Source organism: Xanthomonas graminis pv. graminis (genome assembly GCF_030168915.1).
Lineage (GTDB): Bacteria > Pseudomonadota > Gammaproteobacteria > Xanthomonadales > Xanthomonadaceae > Xanthomonas_A > Xanthomonas_A translucens.
This window is the reverse complement of sequence record NZ_CP076255.1, coordinates 121,387-147,578: the sequence shown is the minus strand read 5'-3', so window position 1 is coordinate 147,578 and position 26,192 is coordinate 121,387. Positions and strand designations below refer to the sequence as shown.

The 26,192-nt window shown below is 67.8% G+C and carries 21 protein-coding genes; 7 read left to right on the top strand and 14 right to left on the bottom strand.

What is annotated here, in order from left to right; translation table 11 throughout:
- Positions 1-251: 251 nt before the first annotated feature.
- The 3 genes from KHF85_RS00595 to KHF85_RS00585 all read right to left on the bottom strand — a co-directional run bounded on the left by KHF85_RS00595 (position 252) and on the right by KHF85_RS00585 (position 2,554).
- The gene (locus tag KHF85_RS00595) at positions 252-605 is read right to left on the bottom strand and encodes a lysozyme (RefSeq protein WP_409976722.1); all 354 of its coding nucleotides are present in this window, start codon (positions 603-605) and stop codon (positions 252-254) included.
- A gap of 988 nt (positions 606-1,593) precedes the next feature.
- A complete protein-coding gene (locus KHF85_RS00590) occupies positions 1,594-2,046 on the bottom strand; it encodes a hypothetical protein (RefSeq protein WP_284568117.1) in 453 nt (150 codons plus the stop codon).
- A 349-nt stretch (positions 2,047-2,395) separates the two neighbouring features.
- A complete protein-coding gene (locus KHF85_RS00585) occupies positions 2,396-2,554 on the bottom strand; it encodes a hypothetical protein (RefSeq protein ID WP_284568116.1) in 159 nt (52 codons plus the stop codon).
- 356 nt (positions 2,555-2,910) lie between these two features.
- Here KHF85_RS00585 and KHF85_RS00580 point away from each other — a divergent pair, with 356 nt between their 5' ends.
- Positions 2,911-3,357, top strand: coding sequence for an HIT family protein (locus KHF85_RS00580; protein WP_284568115.1), 447 nt, complete (start codon positions 2,911-2,913; stop codon positions 3,355-3,357).
- A gap of 268 nt (positions 3,358-3,625) precedes the next feature.
- On the top strand, positions 3,626-3,958 hold the full coding sequence (locus KHF85_RS00575; protein WP_284568114.1) for a hypothetical protein: 333 nt from the start codon (positions 3,626-3,628) through the stop codon (positions 3,956-3,958).
- A gap of 103 nt (positions 3,959-4,061) precedes the next feature.
- On the opposite strand, the gene KHF85_RS00570 is transcribed toward KHF85_RS00575, so the two are convergent.
- The 5 genes from KHF85_RS00570 to recC all read right to left on the bottom strand — a co-directional run bounded on the left by KHF85_RS00570 (position 4,062) and on the right by recC (position 14,315).
- Complete coding sequence (locus tag KHF85_RS00570) at positions 4,062-4,451, bottom strand: type II toxin-antitoxin system RelE/ParE family toxin (RefSeq protein WP_284568113.1); 390 nt, start codon at positions 4,449-4,451, stop codon at positions 4,062-4,064.
- 3 nt (positions 4,452-4,454) lie between these two features.
- Positions 4,455-4,799 (bottom strand): type II toxin-antitoxin system Phd/YefM family antitoxin, encoded by a 345-nt coding sequence (locus tag KHF85_RS00565; RefSeq protein ID WP_284568112.1) that lies wholly within the window; start codon positions 4,797-4,799, stop codon positions 4,455-4,457.
- 224 nt (positions 4,800-5,023) lie between these two features.
- Complete coding sequence (gene recD, locus KHF85_RS00560; RefSeq protein WP_284568111.1) at positions 5,024-7,045, bottom strand: exodeoxyribonuclease V subunit alpha; 2,022 nt, start codon at positions 7,043-7,045, stop codon at positions 5,024-5,026.
- Positions 7,042-10,899 carry an exodeoxyribonuclease V subunit beta gene (gene recB, locus KHF85_RS00555; RefSeq protein ID WP_284568110.1) on the bottom strand — a complete coding sequence of 1,286 codons (3,858 nt, stop codon included), beginning with the start codon at positions 10,897-10,899 and terminating at the stop codon, positions 7,042-7,044. The genes recD and recB overlap by 4 nt, the downstream gene beginning before the upstream one ends.
- Entirely contained in the window at positions 10,896-14,315 is a 3,420-nt protein-coding gene (recC, locus tag KHF85_RS00550; RefSeq protein WP_284568109.1) for an exodeoxyribonuclease V subunit gamma, read from the bottom strand. Before recC ends, recB begins: the two co-directional genes overlap by 4 nt.
- A gap of 176 nt (positions 14,316-14,491) precedes the next feature.
- Between recC and KHF85_RS00545 the strand changes: the two genes are divergently transcribed.
- Positions 14,492-15,448 carry an IS1595 family transposase gene (locus tag KHF85_RS00545; protein ID WP_284566649.1) on the top strand — a complete coding sequence of 319 codons (957 nt, stop codon included), beginning with the start codon at positions 14,492-14,494 and terminating at the stop codon, positions 15,446-15,448.
- Between the two features lie 223 nt (positions 15,449-15,671).
- Here the strand turns inward: KHF85_RS00545 and KHF85_RS00540 are convergent, their stop codons facing one another.
- Both KHF85_RS00540 and phhA read right to left on the bottom strand, forming a co-directional pair.
- The gene (locus KHF85_RS00540) at positions 15,672-16,190 is read right to left on the bottom strand and encodes a hypothetical protein (protein ID WP_284568108.1); all 519 of its coding nucleotides are present in this window, start codon (positions 16,188-16,190) and stop codon (positions 15,672-15,674) included.
- A 140-nt stretch (positions 16,191-16,330) separates the two neighbouring features.
- Positions 16,331-17,221 carry a phenylalanine 4-monooxygenase gene (gene phhA, locus KHF85_RS00535; protein WP_284568107.1) on the bottom strand — a complete coding sequence of 297 codons (891 nt, stop codon included), beginning with the start codon at positions 17,219-17,221 and terminating at the stop codon, positions 16,331-16,333.
- Between the two features lie 127 nt (positions 17,222-17,348).
- Here phhA and KHF85_RS00530 point away from each other — a divergent pair, with 127 nt between their 5' ends.
- The 4 genes from KHF85_RS00530 (at position 17,349) to KHF85_RS00515 (ending at position 21,275) form a co-directional block, all read left to right on the top strand.
- Positions 17,349-17,828: an Lrp/AsnC family transcriptional regulator gene (locus KHF85_RS00530; protein ID WP_284568106.1), complete on the top strand. Its 480-nt coding sequence runs from the start codon at positions 17,349-17,351 to the stop codon at positions 17,826-17,828.
- A 146-nt stretch (positions 17,829-17,974) separates the two neighbouring features.
- Entirely contained in the window at positions 17,975-18,853 is an 879-nt protein-coding gene (locus KHF85_RS00525) for a hypothetical protein (RefSeq protein ID WP_284568105.1), read from the top strand.
- 197 nt (positions 18,854-19,050) lie between these two features.
- The gene (locus KHF85_RS00520) at positions 19,051-20,007 is read left to right on the top strand and encodes an IS30 family transposase (protein ID WP_009597007.1); all 957 of its coding nucleotides are present in this window, start codon (positions 19,051-19,053) and stop codon (positions 20,005-20,007) included.
- Entirely contained in the window at positions 20,004-21,275 is a 1,272-nt protein-coding gene (locus tag KHF85_RS00515) for an XVIPCD domain-containing protein (protein ID WP_284568104.1), read from the top strand. Before KHF85_RS00520 ends, KHF85_RS00515 begins: the two co-directional genes overlap by 4 nt.
- A gap of 162 nt (positions 21,276-21,437) precedes the next feature.
- Here KHF85_RS00515 and KHF85_RS00510 read toward each other — a convergent pair whose 3' ends face one another.
- The 4 genes from KHF85_RS00510 to KHF85_RS00495 all read right to left on the bottom strand — a co-directional run bounded on the left by KHF85_RS00510 (position 21,438) and on the right by KHF85_RS00495 (position 25,888).
- Positions 21,438-22,457, bottom strand: coding sequence for a patatin-like phospholipase family protein (locus KHF85_RS00510; protein WP_284568103.1), 1,020 nt, complete (start codon positions 22,455-22,457; stop codon positions 21,438-21,440).
- Positions 22,458-22,746: 289 nt separating this feature from the next.
- A complete protein-coding gene (locus KHF85_RS00505) occupies positions 22,747-23,760 on the bottom strand; it encodes a TIGR00266 family protein (protein WP_284568102.1) in 1,014 nt (337 codons plus the stop codon).
- A 157-nt stretch (positions 23,761-23,917) separates the two neighbouring features.
- On the bottom strand, positions 23,918-24,772 hold the full coding sequence (locus tag KHF85_RS00500) for an acid phosphatase (protein ID WP_284568101.1): 855 nt from the start codon (positions 24,770-24,772) through the stop codon (positions 23,918-23,920).
- Between the two features lie 246 nt (positions 24,773-25,018).
- The gene (locus tag KHF85_RS00495) at positions 25,019-25,888 is read right to left on the bottom strand and encodes an acid phosphatase (RefSeq protein WP_284568100.1); all 870 of its coding nucleotides are present in this window, start codon (positions 25,886-25,888) and stop codon (positions 25,019-25,021) included.
- Between the last annotated feature and the right edge of the window lie 304 nt (positions 25,889-26,192).

The following is a 26,192-nucleotide window of genomic DNA, read 5'->3' as shown; positions in this document are numbered from 1 at the left end:
TGCCTGTCAATCTAATAGAATCCGCTTCCTGTCGCAACACGCAAAGCCTGCTGTCTACCAAATCGACCGGGCTGCGTGAGCTATTGCCAGTGGCGCGCAGCAGGGCCGAGTGTGCAATGACTAGAGAAGCCGCACACAGCCCGCCAAGAAGATGGAGGACGATCACACTATGTGCCTTAGCAGGGCGTACAAGCCATAAGCTAGCGCCAGCCCGGCCGTCAGTTCGACGGCGAAGTTGCGGACTCGGCGCTTCATCCGAAGCCCCACAGAGCACCTTCGGCAGCGCGGCGGGTGACCAGGCCGGGCAGCACAACAAGCTGGCCCTTGACCGTGCCCTTGTTCCATCGCGCGAGCTGCGCGGGGACGCAGGCGTAGTCGCCCTTGTTCAACAGGCGCACGAGGGTGGAGCCAGAGAACCGTGCCCAGCCGACGTTGAACACGAAGGACACCAGAGCGGCCTCCTGTGGCGTTGTGAGGGGCACGCGGACGTACTTGCGGACGATGGTCGCGGCAGCGGCCAGGTCGGCCGCCAGTAGCGCCTCCGCGCGTTCCTGAGTGATCTTCAGGCCGGCGTAGACATCCTTGCCGGTGTGGCCGTAGCCGATGGTCCAGATGCCCGCGGGGCACAGGTAGGCGACAAGCCGGCAGCCCTCGCTCGAAACAATGGGGCCAGAGGAAATATCTGTTTGAAAAGCATATTTCCTCTTACTCTATATTTGCAAAAATGTAGCAGCTGGGCTTAGGAAAAGCCCAGCATGAAATACTCAGGATCTATCCTACTTGCTCCGGATCACCAACGTCCACAACGGGCATCTTCCCACCGCAGCTTCCATAGCATCCACCACCAATCAGAATGCCACCACCACTACCAGTGGATCCACCGCCCCCGCCACCACCACCGCCCCCACTTGTTGCTTGCTGCTGAAGCTCTTCAGTAACTTGTTGCGCTGTTTTTCCACATGGCTTCTCGATGTATATTATCGCGCGCCCCGTATACATCAACATACTGACTGTATACGCCACATATCCCTTGTAAGAATTATCAACCCAATTACTTCTGCCTAAAATTTTCGATGCGGCGCATAAAGTTTTTCATGAAAGCTGCATTAGCCGGATTGGAATAATTGCTGAATTTCGGCAATTCCGTGGAGACTTCGATAGGCTTTAACGGAGGCATTCGAAGCTCAGAGCACGCATAGGCAATACAACGAGCCCACCCAAAGATAAAGCAATAATGCTGAATTTTTTCAATTCCACTGTATCATCCTTAATTGAAAGCCGAACCTGTTATTTAACCCCAATTGGGCGTTTATCCAGAGATGGAGCAACCCCATGTTTTGCTATATAGATCTTTTCGATAGCCTCATTCAGACGTAGCGCCTCTGCTTCACCCAGCATCCTTTGCTCATTTGAAAGCGGCTTAGTTATCATCAAATCCCTTGTTATTCCAGCCCGTGTGTCACCTCGCATTTCCGTGACGCGCGACAAAGCGTACGCCGCCACAGGGTCTCCACCGTTGCTTCCACCTTGATAAGAGGCGAGCATGGTCAACGCAAACAAATTTCCTTCAGCGCCCGCTTCAACAAGGCGCTGCTAAGCTTGTCTATCGACGGGAAGCAATCTTGCATCAAGCATTGCTTGAGCAGCCATATCACCGGCTTCAGCCGCCTGCTTCAAAAGTGCATCTGGGGCAAGCATATAAGCTTCCCATTGCTTTTCATTGGGATAACCATGACGATCCAACCACTGCTGCTCAGCTCTACTTTCCGCAAAGGACGGATCATCCTTAAAGCTCAGCCCCTCTCGTGTTCGAGGGACTTCTGGAAAAGGATGCCTGACTGATTTTTTTTTCGGGGAGTCGCTAGATAAAACAGCTTTGGAGCTTGGAATGGGGTCGGTAGAATGCGAAACATCGGAGGATACAGCCGGGGCAGCGTTCCCAATATTCGCTTCTACACCTTCATCCTTCCCGATACGCTGCATCCACACAAGGCCCACGACGGTGGCTATCGCCAGAACGCCTAGTCCGACAGTTTTTTGATTCATGGCTATTTAACTCTTCTCGCAATTCACGTCATAATAAAAATTATAGATGATAAACTTATTGACGCCTTAATGTAAAGACACGGCACAAATGATACATTAGCCTGCAAAGCGCTTTTCTGCTATCGATATATCGTTGGTTAGTAGCCTCTCTGGAAGATTTCAAGCCAAACCGGTACGAGCGGCCTTGGTGTCGCCCAGCCGCTGGACTTTGACCACGATGCGATCCAATGACTCCGGGTCGCCTGCTAACGCGTCCCGCATATCTTTAGTGGTCAATGTATAGATTGTCGAGAACGCCTTTCAACCCGCTGCAGCAGTCCCTGATAAGGCCACCGCTATGGGGCGAAACTCACAGGCTGTGAGCCAACGTCCTGTTGTTGGGCATATTGATAAGGTTGGACGACGAATCCATGTCGAACCTCCCGAAGTCCGCCAGCATCTTCAGCGGCTGGCTATGCGCCAGGGTCTGCTGCTCGATCGCGTGGTGCCGCATGCCTTGGTATGGCATAAGGAAGAGGTGCGCAGAACCCAGCACTTTCTTCTGCGCGCGCCCGGCTCAAGGATGAAAATTCACCTGGCCTTGGTCTATTCGTTGCCATCGTTTCCTGGCCTTCAGTGCCGTCCATTGAGCTGTGTTCTCCATCGCGCTGGTCGCATTTTTCCGTCCTTGGCATCCGCGTAGGTAGACAAACTGCCAGATCACACTATCGCCACAGCATGCACTCTCCCCGGCCAACATCCACTGCGCGGGCGCTATAGATATCGGCACCTGCCCATCAGCCGGTTGTCCGATTGACGCGTCGCCAAAGCCCGCCACAGAATCCGTTCCCGCCCCACAGTGGGTTCTCTTCGCCATTGCGCCTCATGCAGCACGCTCCCCCCGGGTACGACTGTCCGTTCTGCGGTATCGCCGCCACGCTGCCCTCGCCTGCGCCGGAATCGGCCGTTGTGCTGGTGGATGCCAACGTGTTCGCCTTGGTACCGACGCACCACTACGCCGGCATCCACGGCAACTGCCTGGTGATCCCGCGTGGCCACTACGAGAACGTGCTGGACATGCCCGACGAGCTGGGCCGCGAGGTCTTCTGCGCCACGCGGCGCCTGGCGCACGCGATGCTGGCGGCCTTCGGCTGCGAAGGCATCTCCACGCGCCAACACAACGGGCCGGCCGGCAATCAGGATGTGTGGCACTACCATCTGCACGTGTTCCCGCGCTACGCGAACGACGGTCTGTATGGGGGGCAGAAAGTGCGCTATGCCACCCAGCAGCGCGTTGCGCTGGCCGCCCGTCTCCGGGCTGCGTTGCCGTAGCGTGCCGGCGTAGGAGCTGCACGCCTGCGCTGCGGGCAACGACGGCGCCCGCGTCATCGACGGCTCTTGGTTGCTGGGTCGAGCGAGAACGTCACGCGCTGGGCGCGTTCGCCCGCGGGACGTCCCACCGTCGCGTTGAAAGCACCGCTGCCCGCTTGGCGCACTTGCGCTTTCGGCACGATTGGCGCCTTTTACGCCTGTAATGTTGACCTCCCATACATCCGAAACTCATCATCCTTGCGCCGATTTCAACACCGGAGAGCTGGACATGACGAAGTGGATGGGTGCCGCGCTGGCCGCGGCGATGCTGATGACCGGCTGCGCCAAGGTGGAGGGCGAGAAGTTCGTCGGCCACTGGGTCAACGTGCACTCGCAGGACGACGTGATGGACATCGAGCACAACGGCGAGTCCTTCATGGTGCGCAACACCACGCCGCGGTTCTTCAGCCGCAAGCCCAAGACCGAGAGCTACCCGGCCATCTACAAGGACGACGTGCTGCAGGTCTCCAACGACGGCGAAACGGTGAACTTCGCCATCGATCAGGCTAATGGCCACCTGCGCACCGGCAGCGACGAGTACCAGCGCGTTCCGGCCAAGTGAGCGCGAGTGAACAGGGACGCAGGCAATGACTCCGCCTGCGATCCCCCCGCGGCCGAGGATGAACGAGCACGGGCGGTAGGGTGCACGTTCCCGCCGGCCGCCATCATCCTCCGGGCCACAGCCTTGCGAAGTCGAACGACAGCTGCCGGTGGTGCCGGATGGAGAGCAAATACACCGTGGCGGTGGCGGTGGTGGAGGCGGACGCTTCCACCACCGTGTAGAGCATCAGGTAGTCGCCATGCAGGTAATTGCGCAATGCATCGGGCGCGCCCACCGGCAACGCGGCCAACTGCGCCAATGCCTCGGCCGACTGCGGTGGGTTGTCCAGATGGCGCCGGCCTATGCGTGGGAAACGGCGCAGGTTCGGGATGACCGTGGCGCGCAACTCGGCGAGTAGGTCGTCGAAGGCGGCACCGGCCTCGGCTTCCAGCAAGAACGCTTCGATGGCGTCCAGGCACGAGAGGAAGCTCGCGGTCAGTTCGACCCGGTACAACGGTCAACTACGCTTCTTGGCCGCGCGCTTGCCAGCGCTTGCCGCGTTGGATGCACTGGTTGCCGCGCGTCGCTGCTGCAGCTGGCCGATGGCCACGTCCGCTTCGACCGTGCGACCGGCGGCGATGTCGGCCAGGCCGCGCTTGGCATCATCGATCAACAGCAGATGGATGCGCTCGCGCTCCAGCCGGTGATAGTAGTCCAGCCGGTCGGCGTCGATTAGCGCAACGTAGCTCTCGCCGTTCTTGGTGATGATCTTCTCGGCGCCGGCCTTCGCCTGGTCGGCCAACTCGGAGAGGTTGGCGCGTGCAAGGGTGAAGGGCACCACATCGCTGGCGGAAAAGCCCATGGTCGACTCCTGGAATCTGGATTACAGAATTCTGTACATTCCATCTTGTCACTGTCCCCGCAAGGCGGCAAGGCAATTTTTCGCCACCGATGCTCCCGTTCCGGCGATGTCGCGCAACCTGACTTTGTTCGACCACGATGCTATCCGGCTCCTTCGGGGGATGACGATAGGCAAACCTGCCGTCCTGACGTAGGTGGATCGCCCATCGCTCCGGTTCGCCTCCTTCAGAACAACGCACCCTGCACAGGCGCGCCAGTGGATGTTTCTGATGCTTCCGTGGCCGGTGTGGCTTCCTGCTCTGCCCCCAACCGCCACGCCAACCCCGAGATCCGCGCAGCATGCCTTGCCAGCGCGCCACGCAACACGGCGTCGCTGGCGGCCAGATGCAACGTGCGCCGCGCGCGGGTGATGCCGGTGTAGACCAGTTCGCGGCTGAGCACGCGCGCGTCGCGGGTGGGCAGTTGCAGCCAGACTTCGTCGAACTCGCTGCCTTGCGCCTTGTGCACGGTCATGGCGAAGGCGCTTTCGTGCGCGGGCAGCGCGGCGGGGTGGAAGCCGCGGACCTGGCCGTCGCCCTCGCCTTCGAACCAGGCCACCAGGGCGCCTTGCGCATCCCTCAAACAAATGCCGACGTCGCCATTGAACAGGCCGTGGCGGTAGCTGTTTTCGGTGATCAGCAGCAGGCGGCCGTGGAACCAGGGAGAGGCGGCGCCGAGGCGGCGTGCGCCGGAACCGCTGTCGGCCAGCAGGTGTTCGATGCGGGCGTTGAGGCCGCGCGCGCCTTGCGCGCCGGCGCGCACGGCGGTGAGCAGGCGCAGGCGGGCGGCGTCGCGCAGGGCCGCCGCGGGATCTTCGGCGTCGGCCAGGGCGCGCCAGTGCGCGAGCAGCGCGTCGCGGCGGGTGGCGAGCGGGTCCTCGCTGTCTTCGTGGAAGTGCACGCCGGCCAGTTCGCCGCTGCGCAACAGGGCCAGGGCGGTGTCGGCGTCGCCGGTGCGTACGGCGTCGGCCAGCGGGGCCAGGGCGAAGCCGTGCGCCTGGCGGTAGCCGCGCAGCAGGTGCACGCGGTGGCCGGCGAGTCCGCCGCGGTGCGTGTCGCTGCGGGTGTGGCCGAGCAGCGGCTGCAGCGCTTGCGCGTCGTCCGGCTGCAGGGCGTCGCCGGGACCAGCGGCCTGCAGGATCGCGGCGAGCACGTCGCCGGCTTCGACCGAGGGCAGCTGGTCGGCGTCGCCGAGCAGGATCAGTTGGGTGCCGTCGGCGACGGCTTCGACCAGTTTGCACATCAGCGGCAGGTCGACCATCGAGGCTTCATCGACCACGATCAGGTCGAACGGCAGCGAGTTGTCGGCATCAAAGCGGAAACGCGGCAGGTCGGGGATGACGCCGAGCAGGCGGTGCAGGGTGCTGGCGCCGGCGGGTAATGCGGCGGCCAGGGCCGGGTCGATGCCGTGGTCGAGCGCGCGTGTCACCGCCGCGCGCAGGCTCTCGGCCATGCGTTCGGCGGCGCGGCCGGTGGGAGCGGCCAGGGCGATGCGCGGGGCGGCGCCGCCCGTGGCCTGCGCCTGGGCGATGCGCAGCAGCAGCAGGCGCGCGATGGTGGTGGTCTTGCCGGTGCCGGGACCGCCGGTGACCAGCAGCAGGGCGCGGCGCAGGGCGAGTGCGGCGGCTTGGGCTTGGTGGTCGGTGGGGTGGTCGGTGATGCCCGTCCCCTCACCCGCGCTTCGGGCACCCTCTCTCTCACGGGGACTTCCTTCGGTCGCCGGGGGGAGAGGGGAGGCGGCTGCGTTCGGGAACAACTTCGCGAACAGCGGTGCCAGGGTAGTGACGTCGAAGGGCGGCAGCGGTTGCGCGGCGAGGCGGCGCAGGCCTTGCGCCAGGCGGCGTTCGTATTCGCGGTAGCGGCGCAGGTAGAGCAGGCCGTGTTCCAGCACCAGCGGGCGGTCGGCGGCCGCCGGTTTCTCCGGCGCGGGCTGGGCGATCCAGCGCGAGGCGGCCAGGGCGCGTTGCCAGTCGGCGGGATCCGGGAGGTGCGGCGGCGGGCCGTCGCGCGGATCGAGCAGGACGTTGGCGCGGGCCGGGTCCAGGCCGGCGTGGCCGCTGGCGACGGCGAGCGAGGCCAGGGCGGCGGCGGACAACACCAGGTCGGGGGTGTTTGGGTCCAGGCGGCTCAGGGTCTGGGCGAAGGCGTGGTCGAGCGTGCGCAGGGTGCCGCTGCGGTGCAAGGCGGCTAGCAGGTTGGGTTGATTCACGGGGTGGGGGCTCCGTGGGCTGAGGCACCCTCACCCCAAGCCCTCTCTCCCATGGGGACTTCCTGCGGTCGCCGGGCGGAGAGGGGCTCCAAAGCGGCGCCGGCGAACAGGGCGTCGACGGACTCGACCAGGTCGGGGTCGAAGCGCCAGGCGTGGACGCCCGGCGAGGGTTCGCGGGTGGCGTCGAGGCCGCGGCAGAACAGGTAGCGCACGCCGCCGAAGTCGCGGGCGTAGGCATACGTTTCGCCCAGGCGGAAACGCAGCCAGCGGTGCAGCGCGACGGTGTAGATCAGCGCCTGCAGGGCGTATTCGCTGTGCGCCATGGCCCGCGCCAACGCGTCGGCGTCGTAGCTGGGCAGGCGGTTGGATTTGTAGTCGAGCACGTACCAGCGCCCGTCGTGCTGGTAGGTGAGGTCGATCAGGCCGGTCATCAGCCCTTCCAGGCGCTGGCGCGCGCCGAAGGCCTGGCGCTCGCCGACCACGCCGAAGCGGTGCAGCAGCGCCAGCAGCGCATCGACGCGGGTAGGCCGCATGGCGAAGTGGAATTCCATTTCGTTGCGCCGCTGCGGTGCGGGTACCGCGGCCAGGCGAGTACCTTCGGGCAGGGCGACGCTGAGGGTGTGGCCGACCAGGGCGGTGAGCATGGCGGCGCCGTCGTCCAGTTCGTCCTGGGCGTAGCCGCCGCGTTGCAGGGCTTCGACGATCGCCGCGGTCTGCCCGTCGGGTGCCGGTTGGCCGGGCACCCAATCGCGCCAGGCGGCGAAGTCGCAACGTTCGAACACGTCGTGCATGGCCACGCCGAAACGGTTGCCGGTGAAGCGCCGGTCGAACGCTTCCACGTCCAGCGTCGTCGCCACCGCCTCGCTGGCGGACGGCTCGTCGCTGCCGCCGCTGCCGACCACGGTGGCGCTGGCCATCGGGTCGGCGGCGCCGGCATCGGCATTGGCCAGCTGGGTGAAGCTGTACACCCACCACTCCGGCACGACATGCCGCTGCGGCACGCGCGCCGGCGGCACCTGGATGGCGTCGGCCAGCGGCAGGCGCGGCAAGGTGACCGGCGGCGGCGTGGTGTCGATGGCGATCGCACCCTCGCCCGCGGCGGCCTGCAGCGCGTCCAGGTCGCCGACCATGGCCGCCAGTGCGGTGCGCTCGTGCTGGTGGAACGGGCCGGTGGCGATCCACAGCGCGTGCTCGGCGCGGGTCAGGCCGACATAGAGCAGGCGCGCGTCCTCGGCGCGCTGTTCCTGTTTCCACGCCGCCTCGGCCGCGCTCCAGGCCGGGTCGTCGTTGCCGCCGCTCCATTTCGACGTGTTCCAGTGCAGCTGGCGGCCGAGCGGCGGCGCGTGCACGACGCAGTGGCGGCCAGCGCCACGATCGCTGCGGCCGATGCCGACGTAGGGCAGGAACACCAGCGGATACTCCAGGCCCTTGCTCTTGTGCAGGGTCACGATCTGCACCCGGCGCGCGTCCGATTCCAGGCGCAGCTGCTGGGTTTCGTCGTTGTCGTCGGCATTGGCGATGCGCCGCGACAGCCAATCGACCAGGCCGTGCGGGCCGAGCGCGCGGGTGTCGGCTCCCTGCAGGGTTTCGGCCAGCTGCAGGTAGTTGGTCAGGCGGCGCTCGCCGTCGGCCAGCGCCAGCAGGCGCTGCGCATGCGCGGCGCCGAGGTCGCCGATCAGCGCCAGCGGGCCGCCGCGCTGCCAGCGCTCGCGCCAGTCCAGCGCCTGTTGCTGCCAGCTGCGGTGCCGATCGCCGTTGTGTTCGAGCGCGGCGATCGCGGCGGCGTCCTCGCCGATCAGCACCGTCGCCAGCGCCGCGCGCAGGCGGCTGTCGTCGCCCGGGTCGAGCAGCGCCTGCAACAGGGTCAGCAGTTCCAGCGCTTCGTCGGTGGCGAACAGGCTCTGCCGGCCGGCCGCCACCGCGGGAATGCCGACCGCACCCAGCGCCTGCTGGATGCGGGTGGCCTCGCCATGGCTGCGCACCAGCACCGCGATATCGCCGGCCTGCACCGCGCGGCCGCCAAGCGTCGCGGTGCCGGCGCGGCCGCCGGCCAGCCAGTCGCGGATCGCGGCGACGCAGGCGGCGGTGCACAGCGCACGGGCGCGGCCGGCGCTCCACGGTTTGGGCTTGCCTGCGGATGTGTTTTTGGCCGCAGACGCGGCCGGCGGCGGCGGCTCCGGCGCGCACCACACGGTCAGCGCCGGGGCGGTGGCGCCGTCGCGCTGCAGCTCGGCGTCGTGGCGCTTGCTGCCCGGCTGCACCGGATGGAAGGCGATGCCCTCGGTCAGGAACGCCTGCGCGTAGCCGGCCTGTGCGTACAGCGCGTCGATCGCCGCCAGCAGCGACGGGCGCGAGCGGAAGTTGTGGCTTAGCGGCGGCGCAAGCTCGGCGGTGGCGGCCGCGGCCAGATAGGTCTGCACGTCGCCGCCGCGGAAGCCGTAGATCGCCTGCTTGGGATCGCCGATCACGAACAGCGCCGGTTCCAGCCCCGCCTCGCGCGCCAGCGCGGCTTCGCCGAACACGTTGGAGAAGATCGACCACTGGCGGTCGTCGGTGTCCTGGAATTCGTCCACCAGCGCGATGGCGTATTGCGCGCGCAGCCGCCGCGCCAGCGCTTCGGCCTGCGGGCTGTCGGGCTGCAATGCGTGCGCGACGCCATCGACCAGGTCGTCGTAGGTCTGCACGCGGCGCTGGCGCTTGAGCAAGGCAAGCCGCGCGACCGCGTCGCCGCGCAGCGCGTGCAGCAGGCGAATGCGGCGCCCGGCGCGCGCCTGCTCCAACTGCGCAAGCGCGGCCAGATAGCCATCGATCTCGTGACTCATCGGCGAGGTCGGCGTGCGCCCGACGAATTTCTTGTTGGTACCGGACGTCAGTTCCGTAGCGGTGAGCTTGATCAGCTTGGCGTGCGGCGGGAGGCCGGCCGCAGGCGCGGCGGCGAAGCCTTCGCACCAATGCCACAGCGATGCCAGCCATTCCGGCTTGTAGCTGACCTTGCTCAGCACGCCGTCTTCGATGGCGGCGGCGATCGCTTCGAAGAACGCGGTGCCGTGCGTGTGGAACTCGGTGGCGAGCGCGGCGGCCGCAGCCTGCACCTGCTGCATGGCTGCGGCGACATCGTCGGCCAGTGCCGGTGCCGCCGGCAGCAGTTGCGGATGCCGCACCAGTTGGCGCAGGTCGCTGGCCAGCGCGTCGGGTCCACCCGGCCACAGTGCGACCAGATCCTCGGCGTTCGTCGCGTCGGCGGCGCGCAGGCGCCACAGGTCGGCGGCGACTTCGCCCAACAGTTCGCGGTCGTTGGCCAGCAGCTTGGGCGCGGCGAAGATCTGGCCGCTCTCCAGCGCATGCTCGCGCAGTACCCGCGCGCAGAAGCCGTGGATGGTGAAGATGGCGGCGAGGTCGATGTCCTCCACCGCCTGCTGCAGGCGGCGGCGCAGGGCGGCGGGGGTTTCGTCGCTGGCGGCCAGGTGCGCGATGAGGATGGCGCGGGTGAGAACGGCGTCGGGCGCTTCTTGTAGGAGCGGCTTCAGCCGCGACAGGTCGTCGGTGATCTCGGTCGGCACCAGGTCGCCTGGGATTTCTGTCGCGGCTGAAGCCGCTCCTACAGGAGCCGCCGTAGGCACCAACGTCGCCGCGAGCGCCAGGCGCTCGCGGATGCGCCGGCGCAGTTCCTGGGTGGCGGCTTCGGTGAAGGTGACCGCCAGGATCTGGCCGATGCGCAGGCCGCGCTCGACCACCAGCCGGGTGAACAGCGTGGCCAGGGTGAAGGTCTTGCCGGTGCCGGCGCTGGCCTGGATCAGGCGCACGCCGTGCAGCGGCAGGCTCAGGTACGGGTCGTCGGCGAAGGCGGCGCTCATTCGGCGTCCTCCTGCGCGCCGCGCCACTGCCGCCAGCTCTCGGCCAGCCGCGCCGGATCGAGCGCGCCATCGGCGCTGCCGCGTTCGAGCAGGGAGTACAGCGTGTGGCTGGTGGTGGCGAACTCGGCGAAGCGCTGCGCATCGGCGAACGGGTCGCGGCCGCGGTGCACCAGGCGCAGTTCCGGCGTGTCCGCTTCGCTCCAGCCGAAGCTGGCCTGCCATTGCGCGGCAGCGTCCTTGATCGCCTTGTCGAGGTCGTCGTTGCGCGCGGCCTGGTGGTATGTCCAGCCGCTGTACGGGGCGAACGCCAGCGGCGCCTGCAGGCCGTGCCGATACAGCCGCAGCAGGTCGGCCAGCGCGGCCTGTGCCTGTGCCTGCGGCAGCGGTTCGGCCGCGTCACCCTGCATCGGATGCGGGCCTAGGCTGTCGTCGTCTTCGAAGAAGCGCACGTAGTCCGCGCGTTCGCCGGCGGCGCGCAGCAGCAGCCATTCCAGGCCGTGGCGGATCGCCGCGCGGCCGCCGAGCGCGCCGACCTGCACCCGCCCCACGCCGTTCGCGTACCAGCCGGGCAGGCGGCCATGCAGCTCGATGCCGTCGATCCGCACCTGCAACCGTTGCGACTGCGACTGCGCCGGCGCGTCGCCGCGCCACTGCGCGAACGCCTGCGCATACGGGCGCAGCTGGCGCAGGCGCTCGTCGAGCAGGCGCCGGCCCAACGGCCCGGACGGCAGCAGCGCGCGGGCGCGCAGGCGTGCGTACAGGCCATCGGTGTTGTCGCTCAGCACGGCCTCCAGCACCTGTTGCTGCAAGCCGTACTGGTCCAGGCCGCTGCCCGGCGCCAGCAATGGCTCCAGGTCGCTGTCCTCGCCGGCCGGGTCGGGCAGGCGCATGCCCAAGCGATGGCGCAGGAACTGCCCGGCCGGGTCGGCGAACAGGCGCCGCAGGTCGTCGATCGAGACGCTGGTTTGCAGCGCCGCGGCGTCGGCCGGCAACGCCGCGGCCACCCACGGCGCCAGCGACTGGCGCTGCCCGGCCAGGCTGTCCACCGCCGGCCGCCATTGCCGGCGATAGCTGAAGCGGCGCGGATCGGCGCCGTCTTCGCCAAGCGCGCCGAACGCGGCGGCGGCGAACGGTTGCAGCGGGTGGCGCACAACCAGCATGTCGATGGCCTTGGGATCGGCGTGGTACTGGGCCGCGCTCGCCAGCAGTTCGCTGACCAGCACCGAAGGCTCGCGCACGCTGCCGTCGCGCGCATCGGCGCCGAGATAGCTGAGGTAGAACACGTCCTGCGCCGAGGCGAACAGCTGCAGGAACAGGAAGCGGTCGTCCTCGCGGGTGGAACGGTCGCCGTGGCGGCGGCGCTCGCTGCCCAGTTCGGCGGTGAGGCGGTTGAGGCCGGCGGCCGGATCGCGGCGCGGGAAGTCGCCGTCGTTCATGCCGAGCAGGCAGATCACGCGGAACGGCAGCAGCCGCATCGGCACCATGCGCCCGAAGCTGATGCCGCCGGTGAGCAGCGGCGCGCGCGTGTCCGATTCGCCCAGCACCGCGGCGAAATGCGCGCGCACCACATCGGCCGGCACCTTGCCGGCGTAGTCGGCGCGCGCGGCGTCGCGGGCGAACTGGTCGATCAGAGTGCGCAGCCGTTCCAGCGCGCGTTGCGCGCGCGGCGCCGACGGCGCTTGCGAAATCAGCGCGTCGAGCAGGCCAAGCAGGCATTCGCGCCAGTCGGCCGGGGCCATCGGCTCGGCCAGCATGGCCTGGTGGCGGTCGAGCACGCGCAGCAGCCGCAGCAGCGTATCCAGCGCGGCCAGGGCGCTGCCTTCCAGCTGCGGCCACGGCGCCACCCCGGCGATGTCGTCCTCGGCGCCGCTGGCGTGGCCGAGCAGCAGCCGGTCCAGCGCGAAACGCCAGGTGTAGGCGTCGTCGGTAGGCGCCTGGTGCTGGTGCCGATGCGCGGCATCCAGGCCCCAGCGCACGCCGGCGGCATGCAGCCAGCCGCGCAGGCGTTCCAGCCCGGTTTCGTCCAGCCCGGCGGCCTCGGCGAGCGGCGCGCTGGCCAGCAGGTCGAGAATCTCGTGCAGGCCGAAGCGCGACAGCGGCAGGCCGAGCAGGGTCAGGAACACTTCGGCCAGCGGTTCGCTGGCCAGCGGGCTGGCGTCGGCCAGCGCGTAGGGCAGCGCGTCGTCGCGGCCGTGGCCGCCGAACACCGCGTCCAGGTACGGCACATAGGGGTCGATGTCCGGCGACAGCACCGCGATCTCGCGCGGCTGCAGCGGCGGATCGAAACGTGGGTCGTCGAGCAACGCGCGCAGTTGGTCGTGCAGCACCTGCAGTTCGCGCAGACGGGTATGGCAGGCGTGCAGTTGCAGGCTGGGATCGGCCAGATCCACCTGCGGCAACGGCGGCGGCACGGCTGGCGCGCGGCGCTGGAACAGGTCGCTCTGCATGCGCCGCAGCAGGCTGTCGCCCAGGCCGCCGGCGGCCAGCGGGCGCTGACCTGAGGCCAGCGGATCGGCGTAGACCGCGATCTCGGCCAGCGGATGCACCACTTCGTAGTCGCCGACCAGCGCCATGAAGTCGCGCCCGGCCGCGCCCCAGGCCTGCAGCAGCGGATTTTCCTGCACCTGCGCGGCGAACAGGTCGACCGCGCCGTCCTCGCGGCGGCGCTGCCATAGCGTCTGCAAATCGCCCCAGTAGCCCTGGGTCGGCGTGGGCAGGTAGAAGTGCAGCGTGCCCACGCGCGCCTGCGTGGCGAGGACGCGCAGCACGTCGGGCGAGATGTTGAGGATGGCGAAGGCGAATAGCCGTTTCGGCAGGCCTTGCGGGAGCGGGCCGTCGGGCCGCGCGTAGCGGTCCAGGTACTGGCCGATGCGGCGGGCGCGGTACTGGCGGCCGCTGGCGATCCGGCGCCACAGGCGTGCCTGCGGATCGTCGGCATCGGCGCCGCCTTCCCAGCGCAGCAGCCAGTCGCGGCGCCAGGCCTGGTATTTCTCGAACACGTTGCCCAGCTCGCCGGCCAGCGCCCAGGGTTTGAGTGCGTCGCCATCGGCCAGGTAGCCGGCCAACGGCGCCAGCGCCGCATCGCTGCCGAGATCGGCCTGCAATGCCGCGTACAGCCGCCACTGGGTGCTGGCCATGTCCAGATCGTCGGCGGCCGGGCCGAGGTTGGCGTCCAGCGCGCGCGCGACGAATTCGCCGGGCGTCAGGAATTCCAGGTTCGCGGCGACGCCGTGCGCGGCCGCCAGCGTGGACTGCAGCCAGCGCCGCATCGCCACCTGCGGGATCAGCACCACCTCCGGCGCCAGCAAGGGCTGCTCCGGCACCGGCCGGCGCAGTTCCTCGGCGAGCAGGGCGGCCAGGGTATCCAGCGCATTGGACGGGTAAAGGCGAAAATCGGGCGCGGAAGGGGCGTGCATGCGTGCGGCATTGTGCCGGATGCGCGGGTGGGGGTGTCGTTGCGCGATGGCGGTGGCCGACGGCTGTTCCTTCTCCCACCGGGACCATGGCCCCCTTTTCGGCCTGATTAGCGCTGTGTCTCAGCTGGTGATGCTGCCTTGGTTTAGAAATGCAGGTTCTTCAGTGAGATACGGCGATGACGCTCAATCGGATCCAGTTCCAAAAGGGGCTTTCGATTCCGGCTTTTCTGAGCCGCTACGGCTCCGAGGCGCAATGTGTCGAGGCCTTGGTTCAGGCCAGGTGGCCCAATGGCTTCGTGTGTCCGCAGTGCGGACACACGCATGCCAGTGGCTTTGAGCGGGGACGCCAGCACCTGTGGCAGTGCGCGCGCTGCCGGGTACAGACCAGCTTGACCGCCGGCACGCCCATGGCAGACACCAAGCTTCCCTTGCGGGTGTGGTGGCTGGCCATCTATCTGGTGAGCCAAGCCAAGAACGGAATTGCTGCGCTGGAACTGGCTCGGCAACTGGGCGTGTGCTATCGCACTGCATGGCGGATCAAGCACAAAGTGATGTCGGCGATGGCCGATCGTGAGCAGTCACGCCGGCTCGACGGAGAGGTCCAGATCGATGATGCCTATCTGGGCGGCGAACGCGCCGGTGGTCCAGGCCAACCGCAGTGGCGCAATAAAGTGCCGTTTATTGCAGCGGTTTCCCTGCATCAAGGGCGCCCGCGCTATCTCCGCCTGGATGTGGTCTCCAGCTTCCGAAGAAGCGTCGTGCACACGTGGGCTCAGCAGGCACTGGCACCGGGCACCCATGTCGTCAGTGATGGGCTGACAGCGTTCACCGGTGTGGGCTGGGCAGGCCTGACCCACGATGCCATCGTGACCGGAAGCGGCCGCAAAGGCGTCCAGCAGCCTCGTCTGCGTTGGGTCAATACGATCCTGGGCAATCTCAAAACGGCGCTTAGCGGCACCCACCATGCGGTGGACTTCCCCAAATACGGCGCGCGCTACCTGCATGCGCATGCCTACCGCTTCAATCGCCGCTTCAACCTGGCCGCCATGGTGCCGCGCCTGGCCAGTGCCCTGGCCGGCGCGGGAAGGCTCACAGAGCAGCAACTGCGTACGACAGCTGAGACACAGCGCTAATCAGGCCGCGGGAGAGGGGTTGGGGTGAGCGCCGAACGGTTCGACCACCCCGCACCGCGCGTCCCTTCCGCCACGCCGGCGTAGCCGCGGTGGCCTCCCTGGTGGTGCGCGACTGGGCGGCGCTACAGCCGGCGCTGACGGCGCCGCTGCGCCGCGACATCGATTGCGGGATGGCGGCTGTCAGTGCGGCGGCGCCGCCGCCGCGTTCGCCGGTCGCGCAATCTCATTGCACCAGCAACAGCCCTTCCTGCAGTGGATAGTTCCGCTCGGGACAGGCGATGTGCATGCTGTCCACCACATAGAAACGCTGCCCCAGCTTTTGCTCCTGGTGCACGACGTAGGTCAGCGTGCCGCGCGGAGCGTACAGCTTGGCGAGGATGCCTTGCTGCACCAGAAGTGGCTTCAGCTCCTTGGCGAAATTGCCGGCAATGGAGTTGGTCTGGCTCTGCGCACCCACCTGGCAGGCCATCAGCACGATCTCCTCGAACGACTCCTTGGCCAGCCCCTTGCTCAGCAATTGCTGCAGGAACGCGGCGGGGGTGAGTCCGGCGAACACGTTGACGTTGCCGTGCGAGTTGACCACAAGGCGCTTGCCGCGCGCCTTGTTGCCGGGCGCCAGCGCGGTGGCGCTGAGCATGCTGAGCGCGTGGGATTCGGTTTCGCCGAAATGCGCCTGCAGCGCCTTCAGTTTGGCGCCGCGTTGATCGGCTTGATCGCCGTCCAGGCCGACATAGATGAGCATGATGGTGGTCCTCTCGGCGCGTAGGGCCGCCCGCAGCTGCGGGTCGGGAGCGACCGGAATGCCGTGGTGACCGCGCCGTGGTCGACCGAAGCGCTGGTCGGCGCCCAGCCTCGAGGCGTGCCGTGCGCGCCCGGGTAGGGCTACACGTCGCCGTCGCGGCTCCAGCCCTCGCCGCTGCCGCGCTGGTACACGCGATCCCCGGCCTGCACGTCGCCGGCGGCGATGTGCGCCTGGCCGTTCAGGTGCGCGTAGAGCGGGGTGAAGTCCGGCGCGGTCGCCTGCATCAGCTGTTCGAAGCTGTCGATGACGAAGTAGGTTTTCTGGTAGCTGTCGATGCGGTAGCGGGTGCGCATGAGCCGCGCCAAGTCGAAGCCGATGCGGTTGGGCGCGGCCGATTCCAGCGCGTACAGCGATTCGCCCTTGGAAGAGACGATGCCGGCGCCGAAGATGCGCAGGCCGTCGGCGCTGGCGATCAACCCGAATTCCACCGTGTACCAGTACAGGCGGGTGAGGTTCTGCAGCGCGTCCGGGCCGATGCCGTGCGCCTTCACTCCGCCGCGGCCATACGCCTGCATGTAGTCGGCGAACAATGGGTTCATCAGCAGCGGCACGTGGCCGAACAGGTCGTGGAACAGGTCCGGCTCGGCGATGTAGTCGATCTGCTCGGGGCGGCGGATCCACCAGGTCACCGGAAAGCGGCGGTTGGCCAGGTGATCGAAGAAATCCAGTTCCGGCAGCAGGCCTTCGACCCCGACCAGGGTCCAGCCGGTGGTGGCGCCCAGCACTTCGTTGAGCTGGTCGAAGCGCGGGATCGCCTGCGGGCTCATCCCCATCGCATCCTGCGCCTGCAGGAATTCGTCGCAGGCGCGGCCGACCAGCAGTTCGCGCTGGCGCTGGTACAGCGTGCCCCAGGTGGCGTGGTCGTCGGCGCTGTAGCGCTCCCACGGCTGCGCGACCACGGCGGTGGTGTAGACCGGCACGTAGCCCTTGTCGGTCTGCTGGTGTTCGACGCGGCGCGGTGCGGTGTCCATGGGCGGCGGCTCCGGAGGGGATACCGACGATGGTAGGCGCCAGGCCGCGCAATGGGCTTGCGAAGTTGCGCGATTCCAGCCCTTGCGCGCAAGATTGTTGCAGGCAATCCATGTTACAGGGCAATAAATGACCGAATCGGCCGTGTTCGACCGCACCGACCTGCGCCTGCTGGCCTTGCTGCAGCGGCAGGGCCGGGCCAGCAATGCGGAGCTGGCGGCACAGGTGAACCTGTCGCCGTCGGCCTGCCTGCGCCGGGTGCAGCGGCTTGAGGCCGACGGCGTGGTGGCCGGCTATGCGGCGCGGCTGGTGCCCGGCGCGATCGGCCTGGGCCTGCAGGCGTTCGTGCGCGTGCAACTGGAAAAGCACGGGCAAAGCGGCATCGCCCATTTCGCCGACAGCGTGCAGGGCTGGGAGGAGGTCGTCGCCTGCCATGCGCTGACCGGCGACATGGACTACCTGTTGCACATCTACGTGCGCGACCTGGCCCATTTCTCCGCGTTCCTGCTGGACAAGCTGCTCAATGCCGCCGGCGTGGCCGACGTCAATTCCAGCTTCGTGCTGCGCACGGTCAAGGACTTCACCGGGTTGCCGCTGCCGCGCGGCTGAGCGTGCGGTCAGGCAGCGGGCCGGGCCAAACGGCGACGGAGCCACGCGGGCCAGCATCCACGCCCATCCCGTTGTCGCGGTCGCGGGACGTGTGCTTTACTCAATACTCATAATGGGCGACCGTGCATCACCGGAGAACGCACACGATGAGATCGGTTTCGCGCCTGGCGTTTTGCTTGCTGTTGACTAGCGTCCTGCCGATGGTCGGCTGCGCCAAGCCCAGTGCTGCCGATTCGCCCGCTGCCACGTCCACCAATGCCCAGGGCTGCGTGAGGAAGCGCCATGTCGGCCCACAGGATCCGTTCCAGACGCCGCCGCCGCTGATGGAAGCGTGCCTGGGGCCTTACAAATTGCGGATTCCGGCCAACTACTTCGGCGACCAGATGGGGCCGAACTTCGACGACAGTTTCGGCCTGTACCTGGAGTATCCGACGCTGCAGCCGTTCGCTCCGGGCGAACGTACTCACCTGAGCCTGGATGTGGCCACGCGCACGGTCGATATCGGCTACCACTATCTGGATCGAGTGGATGTGCGTGAGGCCCTGCGCAACCAATATACGCCGAGCTCAAGTGAGCAAGACAATCCAGCGGAGCGCCTGGAAAGTCGCATCCGGGGCGCAACCACTTACGGCCTGACGCCGTATTATGCGGATCTTCCGAAGGTCTTCGCCTATTATCGTGCGAAAGGCTATAGCGAATCGCATTCGGATGAATCGACCAGCATTTTCAATGCCGCCAGCCACAAGGATTGGTATGTGGCCCGGGACGATAAAGGCCAGATCAGCACGATCATCAAGTGCACTTCGAAGGAAGTAACGCAATCCGGGGTGGAATACCATGATGGCAAGCTGGTGCGTAACAAGGAAGAAGCGCTGCCCGAATGCGACCATTTCTTCATCGTGCCGGATTTGAAAGTCCTAGTGGAAATCGGATACGTCCGTTTCGCGTTACCCGATTGGAAGAAGGTCGAGGAGACGGCGCGCGATGAGCTGAGGAAGTTCATGGTCGAAAAGCCGCATTCCTGATGCGCAATCATTTTACGATGAGGAGAAAGTCAGATGGCAGGGCTTGACGAAAAGGATATCGAAATCCTCAAGCATTACGCGGCAGACAGGAATCGAGAAATTTACTGGGCGGCTTCAACTCCGATTCGCAACACCAACGGTTGTGAAGTGGCCCGGCGACCTGACTTGAGCGACTTCACCGCCAAGTGGAGTTGCCCATGTCATCCAGCCGCCTGGACCAGGCCGAACGATACCGTTTGCATGCGTTATATGAAACCGGGATGTCGATGCGGGCCATCGCCGATGCGTTGGAGCGCGCGCCCAGCACGATCAGCCGCGAACTGCGCCGCAATCAGCACGCTCGGCACTATCTGCCAGATCACGCACAGCGCATCAGCGAGCATCGGCGCACGCAGGCCAGCCGGCGTCCACGCATCGACGCTGAGCGCATCGCACAGATCGAGGTCCTGCTGAGCGAGGACTTCAGCCCGGAACAGATTGCCGGTCGCACCGGCCTGGCCAGTCACGAATGGATCTATCGGCACATCTACGCTGACCACAAGCGCGGTGGCCAGTTGTTCACGCATCTACGCAAGCGCCGCCGCAAGCGCCGTCGGCGGGGCGTGCGCGATGGCCGCGGACAGCTGACACATCGGCGCAGCTGGACACAGCGCCCCAGCGTGGTGGAGCAGCGAAGCCGCATCGGCGACTGGGAGCTGGATACCCTCCGGGCCTCACACGGAAAGGCCGTGGTGGTCAGCATGACCGAACGCCGCAGTCGCCTGCATCTGCTGGCTTACTCGCCTGACGGCACCGCCGAGAACGTGCGCAACGCCATCGTCCAGCGCCTGGGCGGCCTAGGCCACACGGTGCACACCCTCACCGCCGACAACGGCAAGGAATTCGCCGATCATCGGCTCATTGCCGCCTGCTTGCAGAGCGACTTCTATTTTGCAGATCCGTACTGCGCATGGCAGCGAGGCAGCAACGAAAATGCCAACGGATTGACGCGCCAGTACTTGCCACGACACATCGATTTCAGCACCATCACCGATGCGCACCTGCGATGGATCGAACAGCGACTCTACAATCGTCCGCGCAAGATACTCGGATTCAAAACGCCCCTCGAAGTCTTCTCCGAGGAGGTCCTCAACAGCGTTGCGAATCGGAGTTGAATCCGCCCTGGAATTATCTGGCCCATAAACAGGGCAACGACGGCTATGGCCTGCTGGCGCTCGGTGTAGTACGCAACGACAACGCGCCAGGCGCAACGGCAAACATGTTTGCTGATACCCAGGCACGCCGTGATGGCGTGCAAATGAGCGAGCGCCAATGGAATAGCTTCGGCGTCGACTTGATGAGGCGTGATTTCGAGCGGCGCGAGTTATATCAAAGGAGCGGCCGCCCGGAACTCGCCCTCAATCTGCCGGTGAGGGACATCGAAGACGTTCACGACGCCACCTTTCAGAAAAGGAACATCAACCCAAACGCCTGGACCCCGCGCCAGCTACTCGATGCCGCGCGCCGCCACGGCGGCGAGGCCGAGGCGGAGAAGGTCTGGTCGATGATGCTCGACAACTCCGCGCTCGGGTTGAACCGGGCGACGCAGACGATGGACGATGTCCGCAAGTACGACGACGCGCAGCTCGATGCGGCTTCCTATGTCGAGCGGATGGCTGGCGCGCGTATCCAGGCCAGCCAGACGCTGCCCATCACCGACCCGGACCGGATCGGTGCGCCGAATTTTTCCTACATGTACGACCGGCAGACGCACAGCTGGAACACCTGGGTCAGCAACGGCGAGCAAACCGTGGTGCAGCCGGTACGCGATCCGCAGCAACTGCGCGAGCTCGACGACACGCGCGCGCTGCGCCTGGAACGCCAGCAGCTGCGGCAGCAGTTCCATCCCGAGGATCCGTACCGCCACCAGCCGATCCTGCGTAGCCCGCAGACGCTGGCCGAGGCCGATCCGGCGCAGCCGGCAAATGCCGAACTGCTGGCGGCGCGCGCCAGCGACCCAACCCGGCCGGACCATCCACGCCACGCCCTGCATCAGCAATGCGTCGCCGGCACGCAGGCGCTGGACCGTCAGCTCGGGCGCAGCCCCGACGCGGACAGCGCCTGCATGGCCGCCAGCCTTACCGATCTGGCGGCGCGCAACGGCCTGGAGCGGGTGGACCATGTGCAGTTGAGCGAGCGCGGGCGCACTGTGCAGGCGGGCGAACTGGTGTTCGTGGTGCAGGGCGACCCGAAGGATCCGGCGCACCTGCGCGCGCAGATGCCGACCGAAGCGGCGGTCCGCACGCCGGTCGCGCAGTCGTTCGAGCGGCTGGCCGAGTTCGATCAGCAACAGGCGCTCGCGCAAACGCAGCAAGCAGCCAGGCAGCAGGAGGTGCAGCAGCAGGAAGCGCAGCGCCAGGGCGCGGCGGCGATACGGATCTGAGCGAAGCGGTGGAGCTTGCGCGCGGCGATCAGCGTGGTCGCCGCGTGCATCCCCTCCACCTCATGCTCCGCGAGTCGCTACGCGCCGGACCCTCACCCCAACCCCTTTCCCGAAGGGAGAGGGGCTATGCGCGGTGCGGTTGTCCTGGACGTGCCGCGACGTTCAGTCCTGCTTTTTGCACGGATCGTCGCGGCCGATCAGGCGGCCCAGGCGCGAACGCGGTTCGCAGGGCGCGGGCGCCGGTTGCGCGGCCTTGGCAGCGGTGGCCGCGCGCTGTTGCTGCAGCTGCGCCAGCTTGGCCTTGATCTGCGGCATCGCCGCCAGCGCAGCCTTCTCGCCTTCCAGGATGGCGGCGTTGCGCTGGGTGAAATCGGCCGCGCCGATGTCGTTGACCTTGGGCCGGATCACGATGTCCGCACGCGCCAGCTCCTGCTGGCCCAGGCGCTGGCCCATGATCGCGATCGACTGGTTGACGATGCCGAGCATGCCGGCCGGGTTCTGGCCGCTGGCCTTGCTGGAAATGTCCACCGCGACCACGAAGTCGGCGCCGAGCTGGCGCGCGGCGTCCACCGGCACCGGGCTGACCACGCCGCCGTCCACATAATGGAACTTGCCGATGGTGACCGGTTCGAACACGCCGGGGATGCTGCTGGACGCGCGCACCGCCTGGCCGGCGTTGCCGCGCACGAACACGGTGCGCTCGCCGTCCTCCAGGCGCGTGGACACCGCGGCGAACGGCTTGGCGAGCTTTTCGATCGGGCGGTTCTTGAGCTGGGCGTTGACGTAGTCCTGCAGCGCCTGGCCCTGCACCAGGCCGCCGGAGAACAGGCGCATGTAGCGGATGCTGGTCTCGTCCAGCGCCACCGCGGCCTGCTGCATCTGGAACGCGTCCATGCCGCTGGCGTACAGCGCGCCGACCACGCTGCCGGCGCTGGTGCCGGACACCACCACCGGCTCCAGTCCGTTGGCCTGCAGCATCTTGATCACGCCGATATGGGCGAAGCCCTTGGCCGCGCCGCCGCCCAGGGCGATGCCGATGCGCAGCGGCCTGGCAGCGGCGGTCGGCGCCGGCCCCGCCACCACCGGGGCCGGCGTCGCCGGCTTGGGCTCGCCGCCGCATGCCGCGAGCAGGCCGAACAGGGACAGGGACAGGAGCAGGCGCGGGGAACGGAAGGCGGTCATGGGTGCGGCGTCGTGGAAGGAGAGGGCGGAGCCGGCGCGAGCATACCGGGATCGGCCTGCACCGCCCACGACCGGAGGTCATGCCCGGCGCGTCACCGGCGGCGGGTGACGGCGCCGCCGCCGCGTGCGGCCATCCTCGCGGTCTGCGCATATCGCCATGGGTGCCAGGCCAGTCGCGGCGTCTTGTGCTTCCGATTCTGCTTGGCGCTGCGCGCCTTACCCTCACCCCAACCCCTCTCTCCAGCAGACTTCCTGCGGTCGCCGAGGGGAGAGGGGCTAACGCGCTGCCTCAGAAGGTGTTATCGCCGTCCAGCATCCGGCCCAGGCCGCCGAGCACCGAGCCTTCGCCGCGGTTCTGCCCGCCGCCCTGCGGCGCGGCGGCGAACATGCGCCCGGCCAGGCGCGAGAACGGCAGCGACTGCAGCCACACCTTGCCCGGGCCGGTCAGCGTGGCCAGGAACATGCCTTCGCCGCCGAAGAACATGCTCTTGATGCCGCTGACCGCGCGCACGTCCATGTCCACCGTGGAGTGGAACGCGACCACGCAGCCGGTGTCCACGTCCAGGCGTTCGCCGGCGGCCAGCTCGCGCTCGACCACGCAGCCGCCGGCATGCACGAACACCCAGCCGTCGCCTTCCAGCTTCTGCATGATGAAGCCCTCGCCGCCGAACAGCCCGGTCATGATCTTGCGCTGGAAGTGGATGCCCAGCGACACGCCGCGCGCGCCGGCCAGGAAGCTGTCCTTCTGGCAGATCAGGCGGCCGCCGTGCTGGTCCAGCTTCATCGCCAGCACCGTGCCGGGATACGGCGCGGCGAAGGCGACCGTGGCCTTGCCCTGGCCCTGGTGAGTGAACACGGTGGTGAACAGGCTCTCGCCGGTGACCAGGCGCTTGCCGGCCGAGAACAGCTTGCCCATCAGCCCGCCGCCCTGGCTGGAGCCGTCGCCGAACACGGTGTCCATCTGCACCGCGGCGTCCTTGAACATCAGCGCGCCGGCCTCGGCGACCGCGCTCTCGCCCGGGTCCAGCTCGATCTCCACGAACTGCATCTCGTGGCCGACGATGCGGAAGTCGATGTCGTCGGCGCTGCCGCGGCCGCCGGGCGGGGGCGGCAGCGCCGGCGGCAGGCCGGCCTCGCTCGCGCCGCGCAGCGCGTCGATCTGGTTGGCCGGCTTCCAGCCGCTCTGGCCCTGGCGCCAGGCCATGGCGGCGGGGTTGTTGCGGGCGAAGGCGATGGCGTCGTCGTCGTCGAACGGGCCGGAGCGGGTCTGCTCGCTGCCGGTCAGGAAATACCACTGGGTCATGGCTGCAGGTCCTTGGCGGAAATCTGCGCCGAGTCTAGCCCGCCGTCCCGGTCGGCCCGCATCTGCCCAAAGGCAGGGGTGCGGGCCGTCGGCACAAGCATTTGTAGGAGCGGCTTCAGCCGCGACCGGACCCCAGGAACGCCCGCGCCAGCACGCCCTACAGCGCGCTCGCCGGCCGCACCTGCAGGGTCTTGGCTTCCACGCCGCAATCCTTGGCCGGCGTCAGTCCCTGCGCGCGGGCGGCGGCGATCTCCTTGCGGGCGCCTTCCAGGTCGGCGCGGAACTGCGGGTTGTCCTGCAGTTTGGCGACCGTGGCCGCGGCGACGATGCGGCTGGCCAGCACGTCGCTCTGCCAGTGCACGTTGCAGACCATGCGGCTCTCGCCGTAGCTGCGGCCGCGCGCCATCAGCGCATCGGTCCGCGCCGGGTCGGCCTCGCTGAGCACCTGCGCCCAGGCCCAGCCGATGGAGGTGTGGCCGGACGGGTAGGAACCGTTCGGGCGCAATGCGGCCTCGTCGGCGGGCGTGCAGCTGGCCAGGCCGTTGTCCATGAACGGGCGCGGGACGTGGTAGTAGGCCTTGGCCTTCTCCGCGGCGTCGCCGGCGTCCTGGGCCACGCGCTGCAGCAACTGGTACAGGTGCGGGGTGTGCGCGACGCTGACCTGGATGCCGAGCGGGCAGCTGAAGTGGTTGGCCGCGCCGGGGAAATGCAGTTGCGCGTCCTGGGCGGCCAAGGCGAAGCGCGGGCTGCCGCGCATCGCCAGCGCTTCCTTGTTCACCGCTTCGTCCAGCGCGCGTCCGGGCGAGCCCTTGGCCGGCGGCGGCGGCACCAGCAGCAGGCTGTCGGGCAGCTGCGCCGGCGTCAGATAGCCGCTGGTCTTGGCCTCGGCCATCGGCTTGGATGCCGTGGCGGCAGGCGGCTTGGCCTGCAGCAGGGCCGGCGCGGCGATCGCGGCGGTCAGGGCCAGGCCGAGGCCGGCCAACAGGGGGAAGCGGGAGGAGCGACGCAGCATGGCGGGAATCCATTGCGGGGGAAACCGACCATCAGAAGGCACAAATGTGACAGTGGGTAGCGCCATCGCGATCGCTGTACAGCTGGCGTCAGGCAATGCGGTGGCGTTTGGCGGCGGCGAAGTCAGCCTGGCGCGGAACGCGGCACGACCCGGCGCGCGCTTGCGGCCCGATGGCGCGTGAGTGCGCAGCACGACGACGGTGATGTTCGCCCATCCCTGTCCGGCCGCGCAGCGTGCCGGCAGCGGCTACAGCACGCTGGCCGGGCGTACCTGCAGCGTCTGCGCCTGCGCCGCGCAGTCCTCGCCCGGCATGGCGCCCTGCGCCTGCGCGCGGGCGATCTCGCTGCGTGCCGCGTCCAGGTCGGCGCGGAACGTCGGGTCGGCATGCAGCCGCGCCACGGTGGCCGCGCCCATCAGGCGGCCGGCCAGCACGTCGCTGCGCCAGTGCACGTTGCACACCAGCCGGCTTTCGCTGTAGCTGCGGCCGCGGAGGATCAAGGCATCGGCGCGGTCGGGCGCGATCTCGCTCAGGATCAGCGCCCAGGTCCAGCCGATGGCGCTGTGCCCGGACGGATAGGAGCCGTTGTGGCGCAACTGCTCCTCGTCCTGCGGGGTGCAGCTGGGCTGCTGGTTGAGCATGAATGGCCGCGGCCGCCGGTAGTGGTTCTTGGCCGCCTTGGTCGCGGCGCTGGCGTCGATGCGGCTGCGTTCCAGCAAGGCGTACAGGTGCGGGGTGCGCTGCGCATCGATGGCCACGCCCAGTGCGCAGGCGAAATGGCCTGCGCCGGCCGGGAAGCTCAGATCGGCATCGCGCGTGGCCTGCTGCCAGCGCGCGCTGCCGCGCAGCGCCAGCGCCTCGCGGTTGACCGCCAGGTCCAGCGCCTGCCCAGGCGAACCCTCGGCCGGTGGCGGCGGCAGCAGCTGCAGGCTGGCCGGGATCGCGGCAGGGGCCAGATAGCCGCTCGCCTTGCCCGCCGCCGCTGCGGCCGTCGCCGGTGCCGGTGCCGGTGCCGGTGCCGGCAGGGTGTGGGTCGCCAGCGTGCTGCACGCGGCGAGCGCGGCCGTCAGCAGGACCAGCGCGGCAGAGCGGAAACGCAAGGCGGGGAATGCGGACATCTGGTCTCGGGCGGGCGACGACGGGGCGGCCAGTGTATGGCCGGCGCTGCGGCGCGGCAGGAGCGCCGGCGTAGCGGCGTGCGGTCACCCGAAGGACAGGCTTGCAGCGCTGCTTGTTTTCCCGGGCAGCGTCACGGTTGGCGCCCCTGGGTGGCCCGGGGCGATCCGTCCCGACAGGGGTTACCGGGAACGCCCGTCGTGACCGACGTCGCTCCCACACCCTCCCGAACACCTGCGTTGCGACGCCTCAGCCAGGCCCTGTGGGGCCACCAGCGGGCGTACCGAATCGGGGCATGCCGATCGC

Excerpts from the sequence above, each read along its gene's own strand:
- KHF85_RS00580 (WP_284568115.1), top strand. The coding sequence starts at position 2,911 with ATGCAGCACGCTCCCCCCGGGTACGACTGTCCGTTCTGCGGTATCGCC.
- KHF85_RS00585 (WP_284568116.1), bottom strand. The coding sequence starts at position 2,554 with ATGCCATACCAAGGCATGCGGCACCACGCGATCGAGCAGCAGACCCTG.
- recB (WP_284568110.1), bottom strand. The coding sequence starts at position 10,899 with ATGAGCGCCGCCTTCGCCGACGACCCGTACCTGAGCCTGCCGCTGCAC.
- recC (WP_284568109.1), bottom strand. The coding sequence starts at position 14,315 with ATGCACGCCCCTTCCGCGCCCGATTTTCGCCTTTACCCGTCCAATGCG.
- KHF85_RS00500 (WP_284568101.1), bottom strand. The coding sequence starts at position 24,772 with ATGCTGCGTCGCTCCTCCCGCTTCCCCCTGTTGGCCGGCCTCGGCCTG.
- KHF85_RS00525 (WP_284568105.1), top strand. The coding sequence starts at position 17,975 with ATGAGATCGGTTTCGCGCCTGGCGTTTTGCTTGCTGTTGACTAGCGTC.
- KHF85_RS00495 (WP_284568100.1), bottom strand. The coding sequence starts at position 25,888 with ATGTCCGCATTCCCCGCCTTGCGTTTCCGCTCTGCCGCGCTGGTCCTG.
- KHF85_RS00520 (WP_009597007.1), top strand. The coding sequence starts at position 19,051 with ATGTCATCCAGCCGCCTGGACCAGGCCGAACGATACCGTTTGCATGCG.
- KHF85_RS00530 (WP_284568106.1), top strand. The coding sequence starts at position 17,349 with ATGACCGAATCGGCCGTGTTCGACCGCACCGACCTGCGCCTGCTGGCC.
- phhA (WP_284568107.1), bottom strand. The coding sequence starts at position 17,221 with ATGGACACCGCACCGCGCCGCGTCGAACACCAGCAGACCGACAAGGGC.
- KHF85_RS00565 (WP_284568112.1), bottom strand. The coding sequence starts at position 4,799 with ATGGGCTTTTCCGCCAGCGATGTGGTGCCCTTCACCCTTGCACGCGCC.
- KHF85_RS00575 (WP_284568114.1), top strand. The coding sequence starts at position 3,626 with ATGACGAAGTGGATGGGTGCCGCGCTGGCCGCGGCGATGCTGATGACC.
- KHF85_RS00590 (WP_284568117.1), bottom strand. The coding sequence starts at position 2,046 with ATGAATCAAAAAACTGTCGGACTAGGCGTTCTGGCGATAGCCACCGTC.
- KHF85_RS00545 (WP_284566649.1), top strand. The coding sequence starts at position 14,492 with ATGACGCTCAATCGGATCCAGTTCCAAAAGGGGCTTTCGATTCCGGCT.
- KHF85_RS00505 (WP_284568102.1), bottom strand. The coding sequence starts at position 23,760 with ATGACCCAGTGGTATTTCCTGACCGGCAGCGAGCAGACCCGCTCCGGC.
- KHF85_RS00510 (WP_284568103.1), bottom strand. The coding sequence starts at position 22,457 with ATGACCGCCTTCCGTTCCCCGCGCCTGCTCCTGTCCCTGTCCCTGTTC.
- KHF85_RS00540 (WP_284568108.1), bottom strand. The coding sequence starts at position 16,190 with ATGCTCATCTATGTCGGCCTGGACGGCGATCAAGCCGATCAACGCGGC.